Annotated in this window: 16 protein-coding genes and 1 pseudogene; 8 read left to right on the top strand and 9 right to left on the bottom strand. The window is 61.8% G+C overall.

The genetic code is table 11. From position 1 onward, the window contains the following. Positions 1 to 2: 2 nt before the first annotated feature. From ABK249_RS21200 to ABK249_RS21185, 4 genes are read left to right on the top strand one after another with little or no spacing between them, the layout of a single operon-like run. Positions 3 to 2,300, top strand: a complete 2,298-nt coding sequence (locus ABK249_RS21200) for a 3-hydroxyacyl-CoA dehydrogenase/enoyl-CoA hydratase family protein (protein WP_348863903.1) — start codon at positions 3 to 5, stop codon at positions 2,298 to 2,300. A gap of 24 nt (positions 2,301 to 2,324) precedes the next feature. Then, positions 2,325 to 4,088: an acyl-CoA dehydrogenase C-terminal domain-containing protein gene (locus ABK249_RS21195; protein WP_348863902.1), complete on the top strand. Its 1,764-nt coding sequence runs from the start codon at positions 2,325 to 2,327 to the stop codon at positions 4,086 to 4,088. 28 nt (positions 4,089 to 4,116) lie between these two features. After that, positions 4,117 to 5,766, top strand: coding sequence for a long-chain-fatty-acid--CoA ligase (locus tag ABK249_RS21190; protein WP_348863901.1), 1,650 nt, complete (start codon positions 4,117 to 4,119; stop codon positions 5,764 to 5,766). A 13-nt stretch (positions 5,767 to 5,779) separates the two neighbouring features. Continuing rightward, on the top strand, positions 5,780 to 6,235 hold the full coding sequence (locus ABK249_RS21185) for a MaoC family dehydratase (RefSeq protein WP_037156332.1): 456 nt from the start codon (positions 5,780 to 5,782) through the stop codon (positions 6,233 to 6,235). Between the two features lie 12 nt (positions 6,236 to 6,247). Here the strand turns inward: ABK249_RS21185 and ABK249_RS21180 are convergent, their stop codons facing one another. Further along, complete coding sequence (locus ABK249_RS21180) at positions 6,248 to 7,141, bottom strand: LysR family transcriptional regulator (RefSeq protein ID WP_227704557.1); 894 nt, start codon at positions 7,139 to 7,141, stop codon at positions 6,248 to 6,250. A gap of 101 nt (positions 7,142 to 7,242) precedes the next feature. On the opposite strand from ABK249_RS21180, the gene ABK249_RS21175 reads away from it, so the two are divergent. Then, positions 7,243 to 7,983, top strand: coding sequence for an SDR family oxidoreductase (locus ABK249_RS21175; RefSeq protein ID WP_227704558.1), 741 nt, complete (start codon positions 7,243 to 7,245; stop codon positions 7,981 to 7,983). A gap of 24 nt (positions 7,984 to 8,007) precedes the next feature. Further along, positions 8,008 to 8,226 (top strand): tautomerase family protein, encoded by a 219-nt coding sequence (locus tag ABK249_RS21170; RefSeq protein ID WP_037156329.1) that lies wholly within the window; start codon positions 8,008 to 8,010, stop codon positions 8,224 to 8,226. Between the two features lie 119 nt (positions 8,227 to 8,345). On the opposite strand, the gene ABK249_RS21165 is transcribed toward ABK249_RS21170, so the two are convergent. The 6 genes from ABK249_RS21165 to ABK249_RS21140 are packed head-to-tail and all read right to left on the bottom strand — an operon-like array spanning position 8,346 to position 16,034. Then, entirely contained in the window at positions 8,346 to 9,455 is a 1,110-nt protein-coding gene (locus ABK249_RS21165) for an ABC transporter ATP-binding protein (protein ID WP_037156328.1), read from the bottom strand. Further along, positions 9,452 to 10,945 (bottom strand): sulfatase family protein, encoded by a 1,494-nt coding sequence (locus ABK249_RS21160; protein WP_348863899.1) that lies wholly within the window; start codon positions 10,943 to 10,945, stop codon positions 9,452 to 9,454. The genes ABK249_RS21165 and ABK249_RS21160 overlap by 4 nt, the downstream gene beginning before the upstream one ends. Positions 10,946 to 10,998: 53 nt before the next feature. Then, the gene (locus tag ABK249_RS21155; RefSeq protein WP_227704560.1) at positions 10,999 to 12,291 is read right to left on the bottom strand and encodes an ABC transporter substrate-binding protein; all 1,293 of its coding nucleotides are present in this window, start codon (positions 12,289 to 12,291) and stop codon (positions 10,999 to 11,001) included. 53 nt (positions 12,292 to 12,344) lie between these two features. After that, the gene (locus ABK249_RS21150; protein ID WP_348863897.1) at positions 12,345 to 13,205 is read right to left on the bottom strand and encodes a carbohydrate ABC transporter permease; all 861 of its coding nucleotides are present in this window, start codon (positions 13,203 to 13,205) and stop codon (positions 12,345 to 12,347) included. A gap of 5 nt (positions 13,206 to 13,210) precedes the next feature. Next, a complete protein-coding gene (locus ABK249_RS21145) occupies positions 13,211 to 14,158 on the bottom strand; it encodes a carbohydrate ABC transporter permease (protein WP_037156324.1) in 948 nt (315 codons plus the stop codon). Positions 14,159 to 14,186: 28 nt separating this feature from the next. After that, positions 14,187 to 16,034 carry a glycoside hydrolase family 2 protein gene (locus ABK249_RS21140; RefSeq protein WP_348863896.1) on the bottom strand — a complete coding sequence of 616 codons (1,848 nt, stop codon included), beginning with the start codon at positions 16,032 to 16,034 and terminating at the stop codon, positions 14,187 to 14,189. A gap of 134 nt (positions 16,035 to 16,168) precedes the next feature. Between ABK249_RS21140 and ABK249_RS21135 the strand changes: the two genes are divergently transcribed. Then, positions 16,169 to 17,209 (top strand): LacI family DNA-binding transcriptional regulator, encoded by a 1,041-nt coding sequence (locus tag ABK249_RS21135; protein WP_152601241.1) that lies wholly within the window; start codon positions 16,169 to 16,171, stop codon positions 17,207 to 17,209. A 450-nt stretch (positions 17,210 to 17,659) separates the two neighbouring features. Here ABK249_RS21135 and ABK249_RS21130 read toward each other — a convergent pair whose 3' ends face one another. Further along, positions 17,660 to 18,667 carry a zinc-dependent alcohol dehydrogenase family protein gene (locus tag ABK249_RS21130; RefSeq protein ID WP_037156321.1) on the bottom strand — a complete coding sequence of 336 codons (1,008 nt, stop codon included), beginning with the start codon at positions 18,665 to 18,667 and terminating at the stop codon, positions 17,660 to 17,662. Positions 18,668 to 18,769: 102 nt separating this feature from the next. Between ABK249_RS21130 and ABK249_RS21125 the strand changes: the two genes are divergently transcribed. After that, the gene (locus ABK249_RS21125; protein WP_037157195.1) at positions 18,770 to 19,633 is read left to right on the top strand and encodes a LysR family transcriptional regulator; all 864 of its coding nucleotides are present in this window, start codon (positions 18,770 to 18,772) and stop codon (positions 19,631 to 19,633) included. Positions 19,634 to 19,776: 143 nt separating this feature from the next. Here the strand turns inward: ABK249_RS21125 and ABK249_RS21120 are convergent. Beyond that, positions 19,777 to 20,148 (bottom strand): annotated as a pseudogene (locus ABK249_RS21120) (integrase core domain-containing protein); the annotation flags it as partial. Positions 20,149 to 20,406 lie beyond the last annotated feature (258 nt).

Here is a 20,406-nt window from a genome sequence, read left to right as displayed (position 1 = left end):
TCATGACCACGATCAGGAAAGCCGCCGTCATCGGCGCGGGCGTCATGGGTTCGGGCATCGCCGCCCATCTCGCCAATGCAGGGCTCGACGTGGTGCTGCTCGACATGGAGAAGAAATTCGCCGATGGCGGCGTCGCCCGCCAGCTCAAGGCCAACGGCTTCATGGACCCGGCATTCGCGGCCCGCATCACCACTGGCTCGACGAAGGACGACCTTGCGCTGATCACCGACGCCGACTGGATCGTCGAGGCTGTCGCGGAAAAGCTGGAGATCAAGCAGACGCTCTACCGCGCCATCGACGGCGTCAGGAGGAAGGGTTCCATCGTCTCTTCCAACACTTCGACCATTCCGCTGCATTCGCTGGTCGATGGACTGCCGGAGGGTTTCGCCGCCGACTTCCTCATCACTCATTTCTTCAATCCGCCGCGCATCATGCGGCTGCTGGAGCTCGTCTCCGGCAAGGCGACGAAGCCCGAGGTCACGGCGACGATCCGCGACTTCGCCGATCGCGGGCTCGGCAAGAGCGTCGTCATCTGCAAGGACACGCCCGGCTTCATCGGCAACCGCGTCGGCAATTACTGGATGGTGGTGGCGCAGAACGAGGCCATCGAACTCGGCCTCGACGTCGAGGAAGCCGACGCCATCATCGGCAGGCCGTTCGGCATTCCGTCGACCGGCATCTTCGGCCTGCTGGACCTCGTCGGCATCGACCTGATGCCGACGATCCTGCGCAGCCTGCAGAACGCGACGCCTGAAGGCGATGCAGTGAAGGATTATGACGCCGAACCGGCGCTGATCGCCCGCATGATCGCGGAAAACCGCCTCGGCCGCAAAAGCGGTGCGGGCTTCGTGCGCCTTTCGCCCGACCGCAAGTCGCGCGATGTGACCGATCTCAAGACCGGTGACTACCGGCCGCAGAAGGCGGTTTCCTCCGAAAGCCTCGATGCCTCGGGCGGCGATCCGCGCGCTCTGATGGAGCATCCCGGCCTCGGCGGTCGCTATGCCTCGGTCGTCATGGAAAAATCGCTCGCCTATGCCGCCTTGCTGGTGCCGGAGATCGCCGATACGCCGGATGCCGTGGATGAGGCCATGCGCACCGGCTACGGCTGGAAGCAGGGTCCGTTCGAGCTGATCGACCGGCTCGGCGCCGGCTGGCTGAAGGCGCGGCTCGAAGCGCGCGGCGTTACTGTCCCCGCCTACCTCTCGCTCGCAGCCGAAAAGGGCGGGTTCTATTCGGTCGTGGACGGCCGGCGCGCGAACCTGCTTCCGAACGGCAAGGTCGAGCCTGTCGCCAAGGGTGACGGCGTGCTGCTCCTCTCCGATCTCAAGCTCGCCGGCAAGCCGGTGGAGGACTGGGGTGCGGCGAGCCTCTGGGATCTCGGCGACGGCGTCGCCTGCCTCGAATTCCGCACCAAGATGAATACCTACAATCCGGCCCTGCTCGACGCCATCAACAAGGCGGTCGAACGCACGGCAAAGGATTTCAAGGCGATGGTGATCGGCAGCGATGCTGCCGTGTTCAGCGCGGGTGCCGACCTGCGGGTGTTCCTCGACACGATGGAAAAGGGCGGCCGCGAGGCGTTGGGCGCCTTCATCGACCATGGCCACCGCACCTTCAAGGCGGTGAAATACGCCCCCTTCCCGGTGGTCGGTGCGGCAGCCGGGCTGGCGCTCGGCGGCGGCTGCGAGATCCTGCTCCACTGCGACGCCATCCAGGCCCATGCGGAGCTTTCCATCGGCCTCGTCGAGACCCGCATCGGCGTGGTGCCGGGCTGGGGCGGCTGCAAGGAGATGATGCTGCGCTTCTCGGCCTCCACCGCCGCCCTGCGCGGGCCGGTCGCTCCGGCGATTGCCGCGTTCAACCTGATCGCGCCGGCCAGGGTTTCGACAAGCGCCTTCGACGCCCGCAATCTTGGCTTCCTCAGGGCATCCGACGGCATTACCATGAACCGCAGCCGGCTGATCGCCGACGCCAAGGCGAAGGCGCTGGCGCTCGCTGAAAACTATGTGACGCCGGAGCCGCCGGTGATCGCCATGGCCGGCTCGTCGGGAGCATCCGCCATCGGCAACATTCTCGACAGCGAGACGATGGCCGGACGCGCCACCGCCCATGACCGCGTCGTCGGGCTTGCGCTCGCCAACGTCCTGACCGGCGGCCCTTCCGCCGATCCGCTGAAACCGCTCACGGAAGACGATGTGATCGCGCTGGAGCGCGAGGCCTTCATCGACCTGCTCGCAACGCCTGCAAGCGTCGACCGCGTCAAGCACATGCTGGCGACCGGCAAGCCGCTGCGCAACTGAACAAGAAGAGGCAAGGAAGAACCCATGGCTGGCTATATCCCCCCCGTTGACGACGTGACGTTCCTGCTCGGCGAGGTCTTCGACTTCGACGCCCGGATGGCGGCATTGCCCGGTTACGAAGAGGTCAACACCGAACTGGCGACAAGCGTTCTGGAAGAAGGCGGCAAGTTCTGCGCCGAGATCCTCGAACCCCTCAACCGCCCCGGCGACGAGGAAGGCTGCAAGCTGGAAAACGGGCTGGTGACGACGCCGAAGGGCATCGCGGCGGCCTACAAGTCCTTCGTCGAGGCCGGCTGGGGCGGGCTTTCCGGCGACCCGGACTTCGGCGGACAAGGTCTGCCGCGCGTGCTGCAGATCCTCTTGGACGAGATGCTGTCGTCGGCCAACCTCTCCTTCGGCCTGTTCCCGGGGCTGACGCGCGGCGCGGTGGAGGCGATTTCCCACCATGCAAGCGACGAGCTGAAGCAGACATATCTGCCGAAGATGATCTCGGGCGAATGGACGGGCGCCATGGCGCTCACCGAATCCTCAGCCGGCACCGACCTCGGCCTGCTCACCACCCGCGCCGAGCCGGTGGGGGACGGCTCCTACGCCATCAAGGGCACGAAAATCTTCATCTCCTCCGGTGACCAGGATTTCGGCGGCAACATCGTGCATCTGGTGCTGGCACGGCTGCCCGACGCGCCGAAGGGCGTGAAGGGTATCAGCCTGTTCCTGTCGCCCAAGTTCCTCGTCAATGAAGATAGCTCGCTCGGCGAGCGCAACCGCATGTCTGTCGGCTCGCTGGAACACAAGATGGGCATCCATGCCCAGCCGACCTGCGTGATGAACTATGACGGCGCCATCGGCTGGCTGGTGGGCGAACCCGGCCGCGGTCTCAACGCCATGTTCACGATGATGAACGCCGAACGCCTGTTCGTCGGCATCCAGGGTCTCGGCATCGGCGAGGCCGCCAACCAGAAGGCCGTTGCCTACGCCCGCGAGCGCCTGCAGGGCCGTTCCGCCGATGGCGCGCGTGGCCCCGTGCCGATCATCGAGCATGCCGACGTGCGCAAGATGCTCCTGACCGGCCGGTCGCTGACCGAGGCGGGCCGCGCGCTCGCCGTCTGGACCGCCTTGCAGATGGACATCGCCGATCGCCATCCCGATCCGGAAACCCGCCGCAAGGCCGATGGCCTCGTCGCGCTCTTGACGCCGGTGGTGAAGGCCGCCTTCACCGATTTCGGCTTCGAGATCGCCGTCCAGTCGCAACAGGTGTTCGGCGGACACGGCTATATCCGCGAATGGGGCATGGAGCAGTATGTGCGCGACGCCCGCATCGCCCAGATCTACGAAGGCACCAACGGCGTGCAGGCCATGGATCTCGTCGGCCGCAAGCTGCCGATGGAAAACGGCAATGTGGCGCGCGGCTTCTTCGCACTGGTGCGCAGCGAGCTTTCGGCAACGAAGGGTTCGGCCGAACTCGAGGCCGTGAAGGACTCGGTCATCGAGGCCCTTGCCCGGCTCGAGAAATTGACGGAAGACTTGCTGGCCAGGGGCGCCGATCCGGTGGAGGCCGGAGCGAGCGCCACCGACTACCTGCGCTTCTTCGCGCTGGTGAGCTTCGGCTGGCTCTGGGTGCGCATGGCCGAAAAGGCCGCAGCCGATGCAACGACGCCGCTGAAGCAGCGCAAGCTTGCGCTTGCCCGCTTCTTTGTCGCCCGCCTGCTGCCGCAGACCGTGAGCCTCGACGCGGCCGTCCGCGCCGGCGCATCTGACATCATGGCGCTCGACGCCGACCTGTTCTGATTGAACCGTTCCCTGGGAGGAGAAGACCATGCTTGGCATGATGATGAATGCACCGCTGCTCGTGTCATCGATCCTGCGTCACGCAGCGACCTATCACGGCGGCACGGAAGTGGTCTCGAAGACCGTTGAAGGCCCCATCCATCGCTACACCTACGCCGATCTTTCGAAGCGCAGCCAGAAGCTCGCCAACGCTCTGCAGAAGCTCGGCCTGCAGCATGGCGACCGGGTGGGCACGCTTGCCTGGAACGGCTACCGGCATATGGAGCTTTACTACGGCGTTTCCGGATCGGGCTTCGTGTGCCACACGATCAATCCGCGCCTCTTCCGCGAGCAGATCGGCTACATCATCGAACATGCCGGCGACAGCGTGCTCTTCTCCGACCTCACCTTCCTGCCGATCCTCGAAGCGCTGGCCGACCGACTGGCGCCGCTGACGGCCGTGGTCATCATGACCGATGAGGCGCATATGCCGAAGTCGGAGGTTCTACCGAACCTCATCTGCTACGAGACACTGATCGCGGGCGAACCCGACGAATTTGAATGGCCGGTGTTCGACGAGAACACCGCATCCGGCCTGTGCTACACCTCCGGTACCACCGGCGATCCGAAGGGCGTGCTCTACAGCCACCGCTCCAGCGTACTGCATGCCATGGCGATCAGCTTCCCGGACGTGCTGAACCTCTCGGCGACGGATGCCGTGGTGCCGGTCGTGCCGATGTTCCACGTCAATGCCTGGGGCCTGCCGTTCGCCGCCCCCATGGTCGGCGCGAAGCTGGTCATGCCCGGCCCGAACCTCGACGGTGCTAGCCTGCACTCACTGTTCGAAAGCGAGGGCATCACCTTTACCGCCGGCGTGCCGACGGTCTGGCTCGGTCTGCTCGACTGGATGGACGCCCACGGCCAGAGCTTCTCGACGCTGAAGCGCGTCGCCATTGGCGGTTCCGCCTCGCCGCCGATCATGATCAGCCGCTTTCACAACATGGGGGTCACGGTTCGTCATGCCTGGGGCATGACGGAAACAAGCCCGATCGGGCTTGCGGCAACGCTTCTTCCGAAGCACCAGTCGCTTTCGGCGGAGCAGAGGCTCATGCTCGAATCCAAGCAGGGCCGTCCGCTGTTCGGCATGGAGTTCCGCGTCGACGGCAGCGACGGCAAGCCGGTGGCGCGCGACGGCAAGGCCTTCGGCGCCATGCTGGTGCGCGGCCCCTGGATCGCCGCCGGATACTACAACACGCCGGAGAGCCCGGCGCATGCCGTCGAAGGCTGGTTCGACACCGGTGACGTCGTCACCATGGACGCTGACGGCTTCGTGCAGATCGTCGACCGGACCAAGGACGTGGTGAAATCCGGGGGCGAGTGGATCAGCTCGATCGAGCTCGAAAACATCGCGCAGGCCCATCCGGCGATCAAGGAAGCGGCCGTGGTCGCCGCGCCCGACGCCCGCTGGGGCGAGCGTCCGGTCCTCGTGGTGGTGGTGAAGCCCGGCCAGACCTTCACCCGCCACGACATGCTCGACGTCTATACCGGCAAGATCGCCAAGTGGAGCATTCCCGACGACGTGATCGTGGTCGAGGAACTGCCGCATACGGCGACCGGCAAGCTGCTCAAGACCGCGATCCGCCAGATCGTTCTCGACGAATACGCCAGGCGCTCCCCGGACGGGACGCTGGCCGGCTGAGGAGAAAAGCGAAATGACCGACGATGCGCAGACGGTGAAGCTCTATCTCAACGACCTCGAACTCGGACAGCGTTTCACCAGCCCTTCCCATGTGATGGAACTTGACGAAATCCGTGAATTCGCCGGACGCTACGATCCGCAGTTCTTCCATCTCGACGAGGAACTGGCGCGCAACAGCCTGTTCGGCAAGCTTGCGGCCAGCGGCTGGCATACGGCCGCGATCACCATGCGGCTCTTGGTGCAGAGCCTGCCGCTTGCCGGCGGGCTGATCGGCGCGGGCGGGGAAATCTCCTGGCCGCGCGCCACATGGCCCGGCGACCGTATCCATGTCGAAAGCGAGGTGGTGAGTATCGCGCCTTCGCGCTCGCGGCCCGAGCGCGGGCTCGTCACCTTCCGCAGCGAGACGATCAACCAGAAGGGCGAGATCGTACAAGTCTTCACGCCGAGAATCGTAGCGTGGCGGAAATGAACCTGGCTGAGCTTAAAGCCCTGCTTCGGCGAACACCTTGACAATCCAGTCGATGAAGACGCGCACCCGCGGCGAAAGCTGGCGGTTCTGCGGGTAGAGCGCCGAAAGCAGTGTCGGCGGTGGCGGAAAGCTGGCGAGAACCTCGACCAAGGCGCCCTCGTCGATATCCGGCTGCAGGCGGTAGCGCGGTGCCTGCATGAGGCCATAGCCCCGTCGCGCGAGATCGATCAGCGTGTCGGAATTGTTGACCGTCAACCGGGCCGGCAGGGTGACATAACGCACTTCGCCCCCAACCATGAATTCCAATGGCATGATCTGCCCGGTGCGAGACGAGATGAAACCGACCGCTGCATGCCCGGCCAGCGCATCGGGCGACTGCGGCATGCCGTGCCTTTCGATATAAGCCGGGCTGGCGCAGGTGATTTCGCTGATCGTGCCCAGCCGCCGCATGATCAACCCGCTGTCGGCCACCTCGCCGGCGCGGATGACGCAATCGACTCCTTCGCGCACAAGATCCACCAATCGGTCGCCCTGGCCGATCTGCAGTTCGAGCAGCGGATAACGGTCGAGGAATTCGTGGAGCCGCGGCAGCAGAAACGTACGGGTGAGAAATCCGTGCGCATCGACCCTGAGCAGGCCGCGCGGCTGGGCATCTCGAAAAATGTTCTCCGCCTCGTCGACTTCGGCAAGGATCGCCAGACACCGCTCGTAAAAGGCGCGGCCATCCAGCGTCGTCGTAACGTGGCGGGTCGTCCGCTCGAGAAGCCGCACGCCGATATCATCCTCCAGTTGCTTGATCGACTCGGTCACGGTTGAGCGGGCAAGGCCGAGATCGGAAGCGGCAGCGGAAAAGCTACGCCGTTCCACAATTCGGGTGAAGAGCTGCATGCGGTCGAGACGATCCATGGCTTTGTTCACCACAGACGAATTCTCATGTCAATTCGCTCACAATTGTTCTCGATTGGTGTCAGCAATATCTCTTGCTCATCAACGAAGGAGAATTTGCCATGACTACCAACGGACAACGCGTCGCGATCGTCACCGGCGCATCGAAGGGCATCGGCCGAGCCATTGCGCTCCGGCTCGCAAGAGACGGCATCGCCGTCGTGGTGAACTACGCGACAAGCCGCAAGGCTGCCGACGCGGTCGTCACCGAGATCGAAAGGAGCGGCGGCAAGGCGGTTGCCGTACAGGCGGATATCGGTAGTCCGACCGCTGCCGCCGATCTGTTCGACGCCGCGGAGAAAAGCTTCGGCGGTGTCGACATCCTCGTCAACAACGCTGGCATGATGAAGCTCGCGCCGCTTGCCGACATGGATGACGCAACCTTCGAGCAGCATATTGCCGTCAACCTGACCGGCACGTTCCGCGGCATTCGCGAAGCGGGCCGCCGGCTCCGCGACGACGGCCGCATCATCAACTTTTCCTCCAGCGTCGTTGGCGTTTATGGGCCGGCCTACGGCGCCTATGCCGCCAGCAAGGCCGGCGTCGAAGCCATGACCCATGTCGCCTCCAAGGAACTCGGCCGGCGCAAGATCACCGTCAACACGGTCGCACCGGGCCCCGTGGAAACCGATATGTTCATGACGGGCAAGTCCGACGAATTGGTGCAGAACATCACCCGGACAATTCCGCTCGGCCGTCTCGGCCAACCGGATGACATCGCCTCGGTCGTCGCCTTCCTCGCCAGCCCGCAAAGCGGCTGGATAAACGGTCAGGTGATCCGCGCCAATGGCGGCATGATTTAATACCTCAGGAACCAGGAGAACCCCATGCCATTCGTGAACATCAAGACACCGGAAGGCGCCCTTAGCCGCGCACAGAAAGAAGAGATCGTGCATCGCGCAACGGACATGCTCGTCGAATATTTCAGCGAGGCAGCGCGACCGCATACGATGGTCCTGATCGAGGAAGTCAAGGACGGTGGATACGGCCGCGCCGACGAAATCTTCATCCTGCCGGACATTTATCGCAGCAAGGAAAACAGTTAAGCGGCCGGATGCCGGTATGGCGAAACGATCCTCTATTTCACGGCGGGTTGACGACCGTTGGAATAGCGAAACTTTGCCATGCCTGCTTTCCGCCTGTGCGGCGTCTCTCCGGCTCCTGTCTAAGCACTTGCCTCAACGCCGCCAGGACGAGCCAGCGCCAAGCCCGATTGATCGAAGGCGTGAAGATCGGCCGGATCGGCGGTCAGGTGCAGGACCTCCCCTTTCTTCAAATCCCGTGTACGCTCGAACTTGACGGTTACGGAAATATCGTCGGACAGCCGCAGATAGGCAATCGTCACCTCTCCCAGATGTTCGACCAGATCGACCGGTCCGGAAATCAGCGCCTGCTCGGCCGTGCCGATCCGCATATGCTCGGGCCGGATGCCGAGGATGCCTCGCTCGCAGCCTGTCCGGCCACCGGCCGCGAAGCGAACGAGCGGAAGAGGCTTGCCACTGCGCGCAATGCGCGCGACATCGCCCTCGAACACCAGATCGACCGGCAGGAAGTTCATGGCCGGCGAGCCGATGAAACCGGCCACGAACACGTTCCGGGGGCTGTCGTAGAGCTCGACGGGCCGGCCGACCTGTTCGATGCGGCCGCCGTTCAGGACGACGATCCGGTCGGCCAGCGTCATCGCCTCGACCTGGTCGTGGGTGACATAGATCATCGTCGTGTCCGGGAGCCGTTCTTTTAACCTGGCGATCTCGATACGGGTGGCGACCCTCAGCGCCGCATCGAGATTGGACAGGGGTTCGTCGAACAGAAAGACCTCGGCCTCGCGCACGATGGCGCGGCCGATCGCGACGCGCTGGCGCTGGCCACCGGATAGCTGGCGCGGGCGGCGCTTGAGATAGGGTTCAAGCTGCAACATCTCCGCGGCGAGCCGGACGCGGCGGTCGATCTCCGCCTTGTCGACATGAGCGATCTTCAGACTGAACGCGAGATTGTCGTAGACATCCATATGCGGATAGAGCGCATAAGACTGGAAGACCATGGCGATGCCGCGCTGGGAAGGAGGTACGTCGTTGGCGCGCACGTCTCCGATCATAAGGTCGCCCGAGTTGATACCTTCGAGGCCCGCGATCATCCGCAGCAGCGTCGACTTTCCGCAACCCGACGGTCCAACGAAGACGACGAACTCTCCCCGTTCGATATCGAGGTCGATACTGCTGATCACCTCCAGCGAACCGTACGACTTGCGGATATCCTTGAGGCTGATTGCGGTCATTGCCCTGCTCCTGCATTATCGCCCAGCCAGTACCAGCCGTGCCTGGCGACTTTGGGGATGTATTTGGCGCGCGGGAGGCTGTCCTCCGTGCGTATCGCCCAGGCGAGGAGGGCCTCGAGCATCTCCGCCTTCGTAGCAGCATGGCTCGGATCGCCGTAAAGATCGTGGAGCTCGCCAGGGTCCCGGCTGAGATCGAATAGCTCGGCCCGGCCCATCACATCGAAAGTCAGCTTGAAATCGCCCTTGCGGACCATCTTCAGGTTCCCGCTCTGTGTCGCGGCATTCAGTTCGTCGAGCTTTCGGCCCTCATAGGGAAAATGGAGTTCCGGCCGTTCGCCCGGCTCGTAAGGCAGGTCGCCTATTCCCAGCTCGGAATAGATGCTGTCGAATTCGCGCTTCGGATATTCGGCCCCCGTCAGCATCGGCCAGAGGCTGCGGCCCTGGACGCCGGCAGGAATCGGCGAACCGATCATCTCGCAGATGGTCGGGAAGATATCGACAAGCGAGACGAAGTCGGTTCCGTTCTCCTGCGCGACGATGCCGGGTCCGCTGAACAACATCGGCACGCGGATCAGGCATTCCGGCAGGCCCGCACCCTTCCGTTGCAGACCGTAGTCGCCGGCATAGTCGCCATGATCGGAGACGAAGATCAGGACCGTATCGTCGGCGAGACCCTTCGCATCGAGATGATCGAGAAAACGGGCTATCTGATCGTCCAGCATACGGATCATCCCGGCATAGACCGCACGATAACGCCGCCATTCGGCATCATAACCGGGGCGCTTTTCCTCGAAGAGATCGGCGAGCCATCGCCACTGACCTCCGCGTGTAATGGCGGTTTCGCGCGAACCGTAACGGCCGGGCATCTGCTCGGGCGGGAACATGGAAAAGTAGGGTTCCGGCGCCTGATAGGGATTATGGGGTTCCGGCAGGGAAAGCCAAAGGAAAAAGGGCTTTTCCCTATTGTCGTCGACGCAACGTATGGCGTCGTCGACAATGCGGGAGCAAAGCTGGGTTGCCAGCGGGAACGGTGTCGGCTCCGCCGAGACATGATGGTCGAGATCGAAGAGCCATTTGTCGAACTCCTTCGCAAGCGGCATTGCACCGTTCGTGGGCCCGTCCGTGTGGCTATAGGGACCGCCATAGAAATCGAAATCCTCAGGAGCGAGATAACTGTGGTTCTTGCCGGCCAGATTGACCGTATAGCCGGCCGCGCGGAGAACCTGCGGCAGATCGACGGCATAGGTGACATTCTCTTGCGGCGACCAGTTCTGCTTGACACGCGTCGCCTTGGGAAAACGCCCGGTCATCAGGCTGGTGCGGGCGGGCGTGCAAGTCGGCATCGGTGTGTAGGCGCGGCGGAAGCGCATGCCCGACCGGCCGAGCGCCTCGACACGCGGCATGGTATCGACGGGAAAACCTTCAGAGGCGAAGAAGTCAGCCCGTTGCTGATCTGTCATGATCAGCACGATATTGGGTTTGCTATTCACGGACATGCTCCATTGATTAGGCGACGGCGGACGCGTCGCCCGCCGTCATCACGTCATCTGAGGATAGAAACCGCCTGCGAGAAGAACTCATCTGCAGCGTCCTTGGGCGTCGTCTGGGCAAAACCGATCGACTCGTTGAGGCGCTTCAGGAGTGATTCCAGCTCCCCATGGCCGGCGATCCATCCCGGTGTCTTCTTCGACGCATGAGCCCGCAGGCCCTTCAGATAGTCGAGAACCATGCCGCTCGTCTTGTCGACGGACTTCGACAGAATATCGGAAGCCTTGTCAGAGGCGGGACCGCCGAGCGTCAGCCCCAGGATTTCGATTGCTTCCTCGTCGTTCAGCAGGAAATCGATGAGCTTTGCTGCTTTGTCGACGTTCTTCGAACGCGCCGGCACGGCCCAGAAGTCGAGCGCGCGGATGAGATGGCCATTGTCGGGGCCTTCCGCCGGGCTTGGGCAGGCGTGAATGCCGAGTTCCTGCTTCATCAGCGCCTGGAAGAAGACGAGTTGCTGGCACCAGCCGGTCTGCATAGCCGCCATGTCGCGCACCATGGGCGCGTTCTGAAAGCCGGTGCTTTCCGAGGTAATGGCAGGCGGCGGAGCGCCCTGCTCATCGCGCATGGATTGCCAGAATGCAAACCAGTCGACGAGATCCTGCTGTTCGAAGCCAAGTGCGTTTTCGGCATACAGCGACTTGCCACGCTGGGTTACGAACAATTCGAGAAATGCCAGCACACCGCCGCTGTCATTGGTACCATAGTGTCGATTGCCGCCGGCCTTCCCGAGGGCGATTGAAATTTCGCGGAAGCCATCCCACGTCAGATTGTCGAGCTTGCCGGTAACACCAGCCTTGTCCAGCTTTTCCCTGTTGTAGAAAAGCGCGAACGCGATCTGATTGTTGCCGATTGCATTGGTCTTGCCGTTCATTGTCCCGATATCGACAACACCGGGATAGAGCTTGGAGATGTCGATGGTCGAGCCGATATAAGGAGCAAGATCGGCAAGCAGCCCGCGCTTGATATAGCTGTAGAGATAGGTCATCGAGTGCCGGTGCATGTCCGGCGCCCCGCCGCCCGCATATTGCACCGGCAAGCGGTCCCAGAACTCGTTGAAAGGCGCGAATTCGACCGTAGTCGGGATGTCGGGATTTTTCTCGGTAAACAGCTTGAGCGCTTTCTGCATGCGCTCATGAGTATCCTGCCCCCCATACCAGGACACCTTCACCCCGCCATTCGCGGCAAGAGCCTGCTCGCCGAGCCCCAGCCAAAGGGCGGCCGTGCCGCCGACGCTGACTTTCAGCAATTGCCGCCGGTCGAGGGAAAGGCCGTATTTCCTTGAACTCATTTCACTCCTCCTCATTATTTCATTCCTCCTCATAATCACGCGTTCCGCCGGACCTAGCCCTTGAGGCCAGTCGTCGCGATGCCCTCAGCGAGCTGCCGCTGGAACAGCATGAACAGCACGAAGAGCGGCAGCAGGGTTATCACCGACATCGCAAAGAGCATGCCCCAGGCGGATTCGCCGCTCGTCGCATCGATGAACAGATTGAGAGCCAGCGGCGCCGTGTAGTTCTCGGCCGAGCTCAAGTAGATGAGCTGCGAAAAGAAGTCGTTCCAGGTCCAGAGGAACGAGAAGATGGCAACGAGGACCAGAGCTGGCCGACAGACGGGAAAGATGATGTACCAGAAGATCTGGTACTTGTTGCAGCCGTCCATTTCAGCCGCATGGTCCAGATCGCGTGGAATGCCGCGAATGAACTGGACCAGCAGAAAGATGAAGAAGGCGTCGACCGCGAAGAACTTCGGCAAAACCAGAGGCAGAACCGTATTGACGGCGCCGACGCTCTGGAACGCGATATATTGCGGCAGGATGGTGACATGCATCGGCAGCATCAGGGTCACCAGCATGATCGCGAAGGCCGTCTTGGAAAAGGGAAACTGCAGCCTGGCGAAGGCATAGGCAGCGAGCGAACAGGAAAAGAGGTTCCCGAGGATTGCAAGCAGGCAGATGAACGCCGAATCCAGCATGAAGACGCCGAACGGCATTCCAAGCTTGGCCCAGCCTTCGATATAATTCTGGAGGGTGAAGTGGTTGAGATCGAAGCCCGCGTCGCTGAAGATGATGCTTTCCGGTTTGAAAGAGCTCGATACCAGCCAGAGCAGCGGATAACTCATCAACAGTGCAACAGCGGCGAGCAGGCCGACGCGGAGGATGCGGCGGATCGGAACAGCGGTGTTAATATCCGTGATCGTACTCATCTCTGTCAGCTCTCGTAATGGACCCAGAAGCGCGAGGCGTAGAAGGAGATCGCGGTGAAGACGGCGATGATCGCGAGCAGCACCCAGGCCATTGCCATCGCGTACCCCATACGGAAGTTCCGGAAGCCCTCGACGTAGAGGTAGAGCGTATAGAAAAGCGTCGAGTCGATCGGTCCGCCGGTGCCGTCGCTGATCACGAATGCCGGTACGAAGGCCTGGAAGGCGTTGATCGTCTGCATCACGAGATTGAAAAGGATCAGCGGGCTCAGAAGCGGCAACGTGATACGGAAAAACCTCTGCACGGGGCTTGCACCGTCCATGATGGAGGCATCGACGATCTCCTTCGGGATCTGGCGCACACCCGCAAGAAAGATCACCATGGGCGCACCGAACTGCCAGACGTGGAGAATAATGAGTGTCCACAGCGCGTAGCGCGGATCACCGATCCAGCTGGTGGTCTGGAAACCAAGGCCGCCGAGCATCATGTTGACGAGCCCGTTGCCGCCGAAGATCTGGCGCCACAGCACGCCGACTGCGACGCTGCCGCCGAGCAGCGAGGGCAGATAGAAGATGCCGCGAAAGAGATTGGCGGTGGGTGTCTGTTGCGACAATGCGACCGCAATCACCAGCGCCATTGCGATGGAGAGTGGCACCGAGACGAGCACATAAGTCGTCGTCACCTCGAGGGATTTCAGATAGCGGGGATCGTGTGCGAAGAGACGCTCATAATTCTCCAGCCCGATCCACTGTGGCGGAGAAAGAAGGTCGTAATGGCTGAAGCTCAGGACGAAGGAGCCAACCATCGGAAGCGCGGTCAGAAAGATCAGCCCCAACAGCCACGGCAGAAGAAAGACGAACGCGGTGCGAGCCTCGCCACGGTGAGACGGCGCGAGTGCATCGACCGGCACCGGCTTGCGCCTGAAAAACAATCGGGATGTCTGTACCGTCTCCATCCTGTCGCCTCCCGCAACATCTATTCGGCTATTCGTGACCGGCGGCCTTGCGCGCCACGCGACGGGCGTTGTCGACCTTCTCCTGCGGCATGATGGCGGCAGGCATGGTGGTGATGTCACGAATGGTTTCCAGGGGAAGTTTCGGAACGCGGGCGGCGGTCAGCAGTCCGTTCGCCTCCTGCTCCGTATCCGTTACCTGCGTGTAGCAGTAGCCGGCCAGATTGGGGCTTGCGGCAATTGCCAGGAACAGGTCGCGCAGGCAAGCCTCGAACTCCTGGGGATCACTCACGGTGGAATAACCATGCCAGTTGTCCCCTTGCTTCGGGGTATAGCTCAGCCCGCCGAACTCGGTCAGCATGACCGGCTTGTCGCCGAGTTCCCGTCCCCCGAGAACAAGACGACGGCGCGCTGGCCCCATCCCCTTCAGCATGGCCTCCATGTCCTCCCGATTGTGGAAACGGCTGCTCAGCCCTTCGCCGTCGGGGGCATAGTCATGAACCGACCAGATGTCGCTTTCGACCAGTTCCCAACCGTCATTGGAAATCGCGGGGCGGCTCGGATCGAGCGCCTTGGTCATATGATAGAGCGCGGATGCAAAATGGGCCTGATCCTCGCGCGTGGCGATATGAGAGACGCCCCAGCTTTCATTCAGCGGAACCCAGGCGACGATGCACGGGTGGCTCTTGTCGCGGCGGATCGCCTCCATCCACTCCTGAGACAAGCGCTCCATCATGGAACTGGAGAAGGCATAAGCGCTCGGCATCTCCTCCCAGACAAGCAGGCCCAGCACGTCGCACCAATAGAGGAAACGCGGATCTTCAATCTTCTGATGGACGCGGACGCCGTTGAAGCCCATGGATTTGATGAGTTCCACCTCCTTGCGCAGGGCGGCGGCATCGGGTGCAGCGAGATGCGATTCCGGCCAGTAATTCTGCCCGAGTACGAGGCGCAGGTAATAGGGATGCTCATTGAGCAGAAAGAGGTGATTGCAGACGCTCACGCTGCGCAGGCCGAGATAACTCTTCACCCGGTCCGGCATCTTTCCTTCGAGAGTGATCTCTGCGTCAACGAGGTTCGGCTTCTCCGGCGTCCAGAGAAGGTGATCGCGATAAGTCCCGTGCTCGATCTGCGGAATGGAGATATCGAAGCACAGTTCGCTATCGGCCAGCATGACGCTCTGTTCGGCGAGAGACTTTCCCTTCACGCCGAATTTCAACGTCAGCCGGGTCGGCTCGATCGGCGCGGCATTGAGCCGGACCTCGCAACGGACCCGGGCGTTGATGAGGTCGGGGACGAAATGGATATCGGTGAAATGCAGGGCCGGCACTATACTCAGCCAGACAGGCTGCCAAATCCCGCTGGTGCGGTGATACCAGATGGCGTGGGGGTCTTCGAGCCAGTCCTGCTTGCCGCGCGGGACCCGGACGTCCCGCGGCTGATCTTCCGCCCGGACGACGACCGTCTGCTCGCCTTCACCATTCAATACACCGGTGATGTCGGCGGAAAACGGCACATGGCCACCGCGATGGGTCGCAACGCATTGGCCATTGACCCAGACGCTTGCAGCATAATCGACAGCTCCGAAATGGAGAAACAGGCGCTCATCGCGTGCAAGCTTTCGGGTTTGGAAAGTGCGATGGTACCAGATCACCGGATGAAAGCCGGGAGCACCGATCCCGGAGAGTTTCGATTCCGGCGGATAGGGGACTGTGATGGCCTTGTCGAAGACATCGGCTCGTTTCCACCAGCCTTCCAGCATGCCGAGATCGGCGTCGTCAAAAGCAAAGCCCCACTGGCCGCAAAGATCGATCAAACCCTCCCGATGAAATTGCGGGTTGGGCGCGAACTCGGCCATGACAGGCGACTGAATCGTCACGATACATCCTCCTCCGGTTCCCGAAGGACAAACGAAACCCTCCGCGCAAACACTTGTCTGCGTCGTCCGTTCGCCCAGCGAGAAGATATGAAACCGCCTTCAGGAGCGGTTGCTAAATTTGTTTAGCAACCTGCTTGACGAAAATCCTGTTGTCAAGGAGGTTATGCAAAACAGGGGTTGGAATGAAAAAACGAATCAAAATGGTTGATGTAGCGCGGGCAGCGAATGTTTCGCGCACGACCGTATCACTCGTCCTGAACGGCATTCCGGGCGTGCGGATCGCGGAGGCGACGCGTCAGCGTGTGCTGCAGATCGCACGCGAACTGGGTTATTCGCCGGGTCCGCTGATTGAAAACCTTGATCCCGAGCGAAAGCGGCTCTTTGGCGTGTTGATCAACGAAATCTCTGCAGCTTATCCAATCGACTTGATCTATGGCCTGCAGAACTGGGCCGATGCGCAAGGGCTGCAGATTGTTCTTCAAGTGACCGACAGCGTCGCCGACCGTGAAATTGCGGCCCTTGAAAACTTTGCCCGTTTCGGGGTCGAGGGCGTCATCTATGCCAACACGTTCACGGCCATCGTTTCGCCGCCGGCCTCGCTCGGCAATTTTCGCCACGTCTTGGTCAATTGCCGCCGTGAAGACAGCAGTGGTTTTGCCATCCTGCCGGCTGAACGCCATGGCGGCATGCTTGCGACCGATCACCTGATCGAGATCGGCTGCAGGCGCATCGCCACGATCACCGGCGACCCCTGGCAGATCGCCAGTATTGAGCGCCTGGCCGGTTATCATCGTTCGCTCAACCGGGCCGGCCTGAATCTCGGCACCCAATTCGAGCGGGTCAGCGATTGGGGCCATGCCAGCGGCTATGCCGCAGCACGCGACCTGTTGGCGCTTTCAGAGCCGCCGGACGGCATTTTTTGCCACAACGACATCGTCGCACGCGGCGCCATGGCAGCGGCCCGCGATATGGGACGGAAGGTGCCGGAAGACCTCGCTATTATCGGCTATGACGACCGCGAGTTCTCGCGGGACCTGGGAATCTCCAGCGTGACACTGCCCTTTGCGGAAATGGGGGAGCGAGCCTTGGCCGAACTGGCAGGCAACGCTGACCTGGCAGACAAGACGGTGACCATCCAGGGCCGGCTCGTTGCGCGCATGAGCACCAACAAATGAACAGGTAGAAGATATCTACCTCTCCTGATCAATCGTATCTTTGATTACTCCGGCGAGAAAGAGATCGTGGTGGGAGGCCTGCTTCGAGCAACAAATCTTCGGCAGGCAGTACGGATTATGTCGATGCCGGCGGCCGCATATACCGATATGGAAACAGGCCATCCACCTAAAATCATCTCGCTCTGAAAGCCGGCTCCACAAACGCGAAAGAACAGCGTCGAACGCGACATCGCGCGCAGTCGCACACGTGTAGCCGGGACAGCCCGCGACCCAGCGGCATTTTTTTCCGGAGCTTAACCTCATTGAACAACGGTCATGGCGCTGCAGCGGTAAGGTTCACTTCGCCAGCGGCATCATTTTAATCAGCCGCAATCCGAAATGAAATGGGTCACGCCTCAATGCTCCTCATGTGGCTACTCCTTCGAACCATGACGCACGCCCTGGCGCGGATCAGGCCTCCACGATGGAAACGACGATCTTGCCCGCAGCCGTCCGATCGCTAATTGCGGCATGGGCCTCGGTCACAGTGTCGAACGAGAAGACCCGCGGATCAAGGCGCGGAACGAGCTTGCCGGCCTCGACCAGTGCCGCAGCGGCCTTGAGTATCTCGCCATGATGGGCGCGGCCAACACCATCGAGAAGCGGCGCAAGGGTGAAGACGCCCGAATAGGTTCCGGCCTTGAACGAAAGCGGTGCCAGGGCATGCGTGCCCCAGCCAAGGCTGCTCACCACATGGCCGAAACGCTTGACCGCCTGGAACGACGCATCCAGAATGGCGCCACCGCCGGTGTCGTACACCAGATCGAAACCTGCGCCGCCGGTATGGCGACCGACATAGTCCTCAATCGACTCGCTGGCATAGTCGATAGGCGTTGCACCCATCGAGCGGATAAAATCTGCCTTGGCCGCGCGGTCGGTCGCGAATACCGTCGCGCCGAGCGCGAGGCCGATCTGGACCGCGACATGGCCGACGCCACCGGCGCCGCCCTGCACGAGGAGCGTCTGTCCCGACCGGACCTTTGCGCGATCGACGAGGCCTTCCCAGGCCGTGATAGTGACGAGCGGCAAAGCGGCCGCCTCGCGCATGGTCAGATTGGCCGGCTTGATCGCCAGCAGGCTGGCGTCGACGGAGGCATACTCGGCCAGCGTGCCCTGAATGCCGCCGACACCGCCGATCATGCCATAAACCTCATCCCCGGGGCGGAAAGCCGTGACATCGGCAGCCACCGCCTCCACTACGCCGGCCAGGTCGAGGCCCAGCACGGCCGGCAACGGATGGCGGGCGTGGGCTGCGGCACCCGCTCTGATCTTGGCGTCCAGTGGATTGACGCCGCTGGCATGAATACGGACGAGAATCTCGCCGGCATTGACGGTCGGGCGAGCAACTTCGGCAAGGCGGAAGGGGCCGTCGTTTGTCTCAACGAACGCGGCCTTCATTCTCTGCGCAGGATTGGTCATGGGACATGTCTCCTTGTTGATTGCCCAGATATGTGCTCAACTCAATTGCATGACCATCATAAATATCGCACGAAAAGCATGCGAAAATGTATGGGTAACGCGATGCGCACTCTTGAATGGAACGATCTGCCCATCTTCCTCGCGATCGCTCGAGAGGGCACGCTTGGAGCGGCCGCCCGTCGCCTGAAACAAACGCAGCCGACCATGGGCCGGCGGCTCCGCGCGCTCGAAGAAGCGGTCGGGTTGGTGCTGTTCCAGCGCACCAGCGATGGTTTCGTCCTGACCGACGAAGGTGAGGCGATGTTTGCGCATGCAGTCCGCATGGAAGAAGAGGCGCTTTCCATGCAGCGCAAGCTGGCTGGCAGTGTCGGCGGGCTCGAAGGCTTGTTGCGCGTGTCATGCTCCGACTGGTTCGGCGCGACCATGCTCAGCCCCGTGCTTGCGGAGTTCGCTCAACTCCATCCGAAAGTCACCGTTGAACTACTGACCGATCCACGTCTCTACAGTCTCGCCCGCCGCGAAGCGGATATCGTCATGCGCATCGCGCCCTTCGACGAGCCGGAGGTGATTGCGCGCAAGCTGGTTACAATTCCCTACGGTCTCTATGCCAGGTCAGATCACCCGAATGCGCGAAGAGGCGACGGCGCGGGATGCCCGTTGATCCTGATGGACACCGCTTTCGGCGGTATGCCGGATGTCGCATGGGTGACGCGGGCTCTTCCGAACGCGACGATCGTGTGCCGAAGCAACAGTCGGGAGATCCAGGCACGACTTTGTGCCCTTGGCGCCGGGCTGGCGGTGCTGCCCCGCCCGCTGGGGGATGCGACCGCAGGCCTCCGACTGATCGATTTGGGTGAACAACCTCCATCCCGCGACACCTGGATCGGCTATCATCGGGATCTCAAGAGATTGCCGCGCCTGCGCGCCTTGCTCAATCTCATCCTCAAGAGGATCACCAGAGGGTAGCCTGCCGACGGCGCAAACTGAAATCTAGAAGCGAATCTCTGGGAATCGGATCATTTGTCCGGACCGGTGACCCGCCACGGAGAATTTCCTCCAGAATGGATGAGAGTCTGGCGGGAGTACTCCCCATTTCACCAGACAGCCGGCTAGGTTGATTTTGCCCGGATGAACTGCCGAGGGGAAGCCATCTTGAGCGCGAAATGAGGATGGATTTCGGTGTGATCCTTGATCCATCCATCGATCTGCCGGAGCGCGGCTTCAGCGTCCGGACGTATTGAGATGCGGATGTAGTCCCGTTTGATCGTTTTGACGAAGGCTTCGGAGATGCCGTTCGACTGCGGACTGGCGACGGGTGCGAAGCATGGCGTCAGATTAAGAGCCGGGGCGAACAATCTGGTTTCCCGCGCCGTGTAAGGCGAACAAGTATCAGAAAGATGCTCGATGGCATGCGGCGCTCGGGTTGCGCCGAAGTGTTTCTCAACAGCCTCCGGCGTCATGTCACGGATGTCAGAGCCGGACGCCATCGAAACGAGATCTGTGATGGGGAACTGGTTGCAGGGGCTCGCAACACCCGATTCCTGCAATTGGTAGACGTCGCCATACCGTGATTGAAGACCTATCCTGCGGTGAGCTGCCTCGACCACGTAAACGACCCTGCATCCGGCAAACGGCATCACCGCACTGCAGAAGTTGAAGGCGCTTCAAAACCTGCCGAGCTTACGACGAAACAACCGTAGGGCGGAGAAAGATCGAAAATTAGCCTTGACGGGGCCGCG

Origin of the sequence: Neorhizobium phenanthreniclasticum, from assembly GCF_040066075.1 — a bacterium.
GTDB classification, from domain to species: Bacteria; Pseudomonadota; Alphaproteobacteria; order Rhizobiales; family Rhizobiaceae; genus Neorhizobium; species Neorhizobium petrolearium.
Note: the sequence above shows the minus strand (reverse complement) of the source record. Positions and strands in the feature narration are given on the sequence as shown.

Excerpts from the sequence above, each read along its gene's own strand:
- ABK249_RS21170 (WP_037156329.1), top strand. The coding sequence starts at position 8,008 with ATGCCATTCGTGAACATCAAGACACCGGAAGGCGCCCTTAGCCGCGCA.
- ABK249_RS21145 (WP_037156324.1), bottom strand. The coding sequence starts at position 14,158 with ATGGAGACGGTACAGACATCCCGATTGTTTTTCAGGCGCAAGCCGGTG.
- ABK249_RS21200 (WP_348863903.1), top strand. The coding sequence starts at position 3 with ATGACCACGATCAGGAAAGCCGCCGTCATCGGCGCGGGCGTCATGGGT.
- ABK249_RS21175 (WP_227704558.1), top strand. The coding sequence starts at position 7,243 with ATGACTACCAACGGACAACGCGTCGCGATCGTCACCGGCGCATCGAAG.
- ABK249_RS21155 (WP_227704560.1), bottom strand. The coding sequence starts at position 12,291 with ATGAGTTCAAGGAAATACGGCCTTTCCCTCGACCGGCGGCAATTGCTG.
- ABK249_RS21180 (WP_227704557.1), bottom strand. The coding sequence starts at position 7,141 with ATGGATCGTCTCGACCGCATGCAGCTCTTCACCCGAATTGTGGAACGG.
- ABK249_RS21165 (WP_037156328.1), bottom strand. The coding sequence starts at position 9,455 with ATGACCGCAATCAGCCTCAAGGATATCCGCAAGTCGTACGGTTCGCTG.
- ABK249_RS21125 (WP_037157195.1), top strand. The coding sequence starts at position 18,770 with ATGCGCACTCTTGAATGGAACGATCTGCCCATCTTCCTCGCGATCGCT.
- ABK249_RS21190 (WP_348863901.1), top strand. The coding sequence starts at position 4,117 with ATGCTTGGCATGATGATGAATGCACCGCTGCTCGTGTCATCGATCCTG.
- ABK249_RS21185 (WP_037156332.1), top strand. The coding sequence starts at position 5,780 with ATGACCGACGATGCGCAGACGGTGAAGCTCTATCTCAACGACCTCGAA.
- ABK249_RS21130 (WP_037156321.1), bottom strand. The coding sequence starts at position 18,667 with ATGACCAATCCTGCGCAGAGAATGAAGGCCGCGTTCGTTGAGACAAAC.
- ABK249_RS21195 (WP_348863902.1), top strand. The coding sequence starts at position 2,325 with ATGGCTGGCTATATCCCCCCCGTTGACGACGTGACGTTCCTGCTCGGC.
- ABK249_RS21150 (WP_348863897.1), bottom strand. The coding sequence starts at position 13,205 with ATGAGTACGATCACGGATATTAACACCGCTGTTCCGATCCGCCGCATC.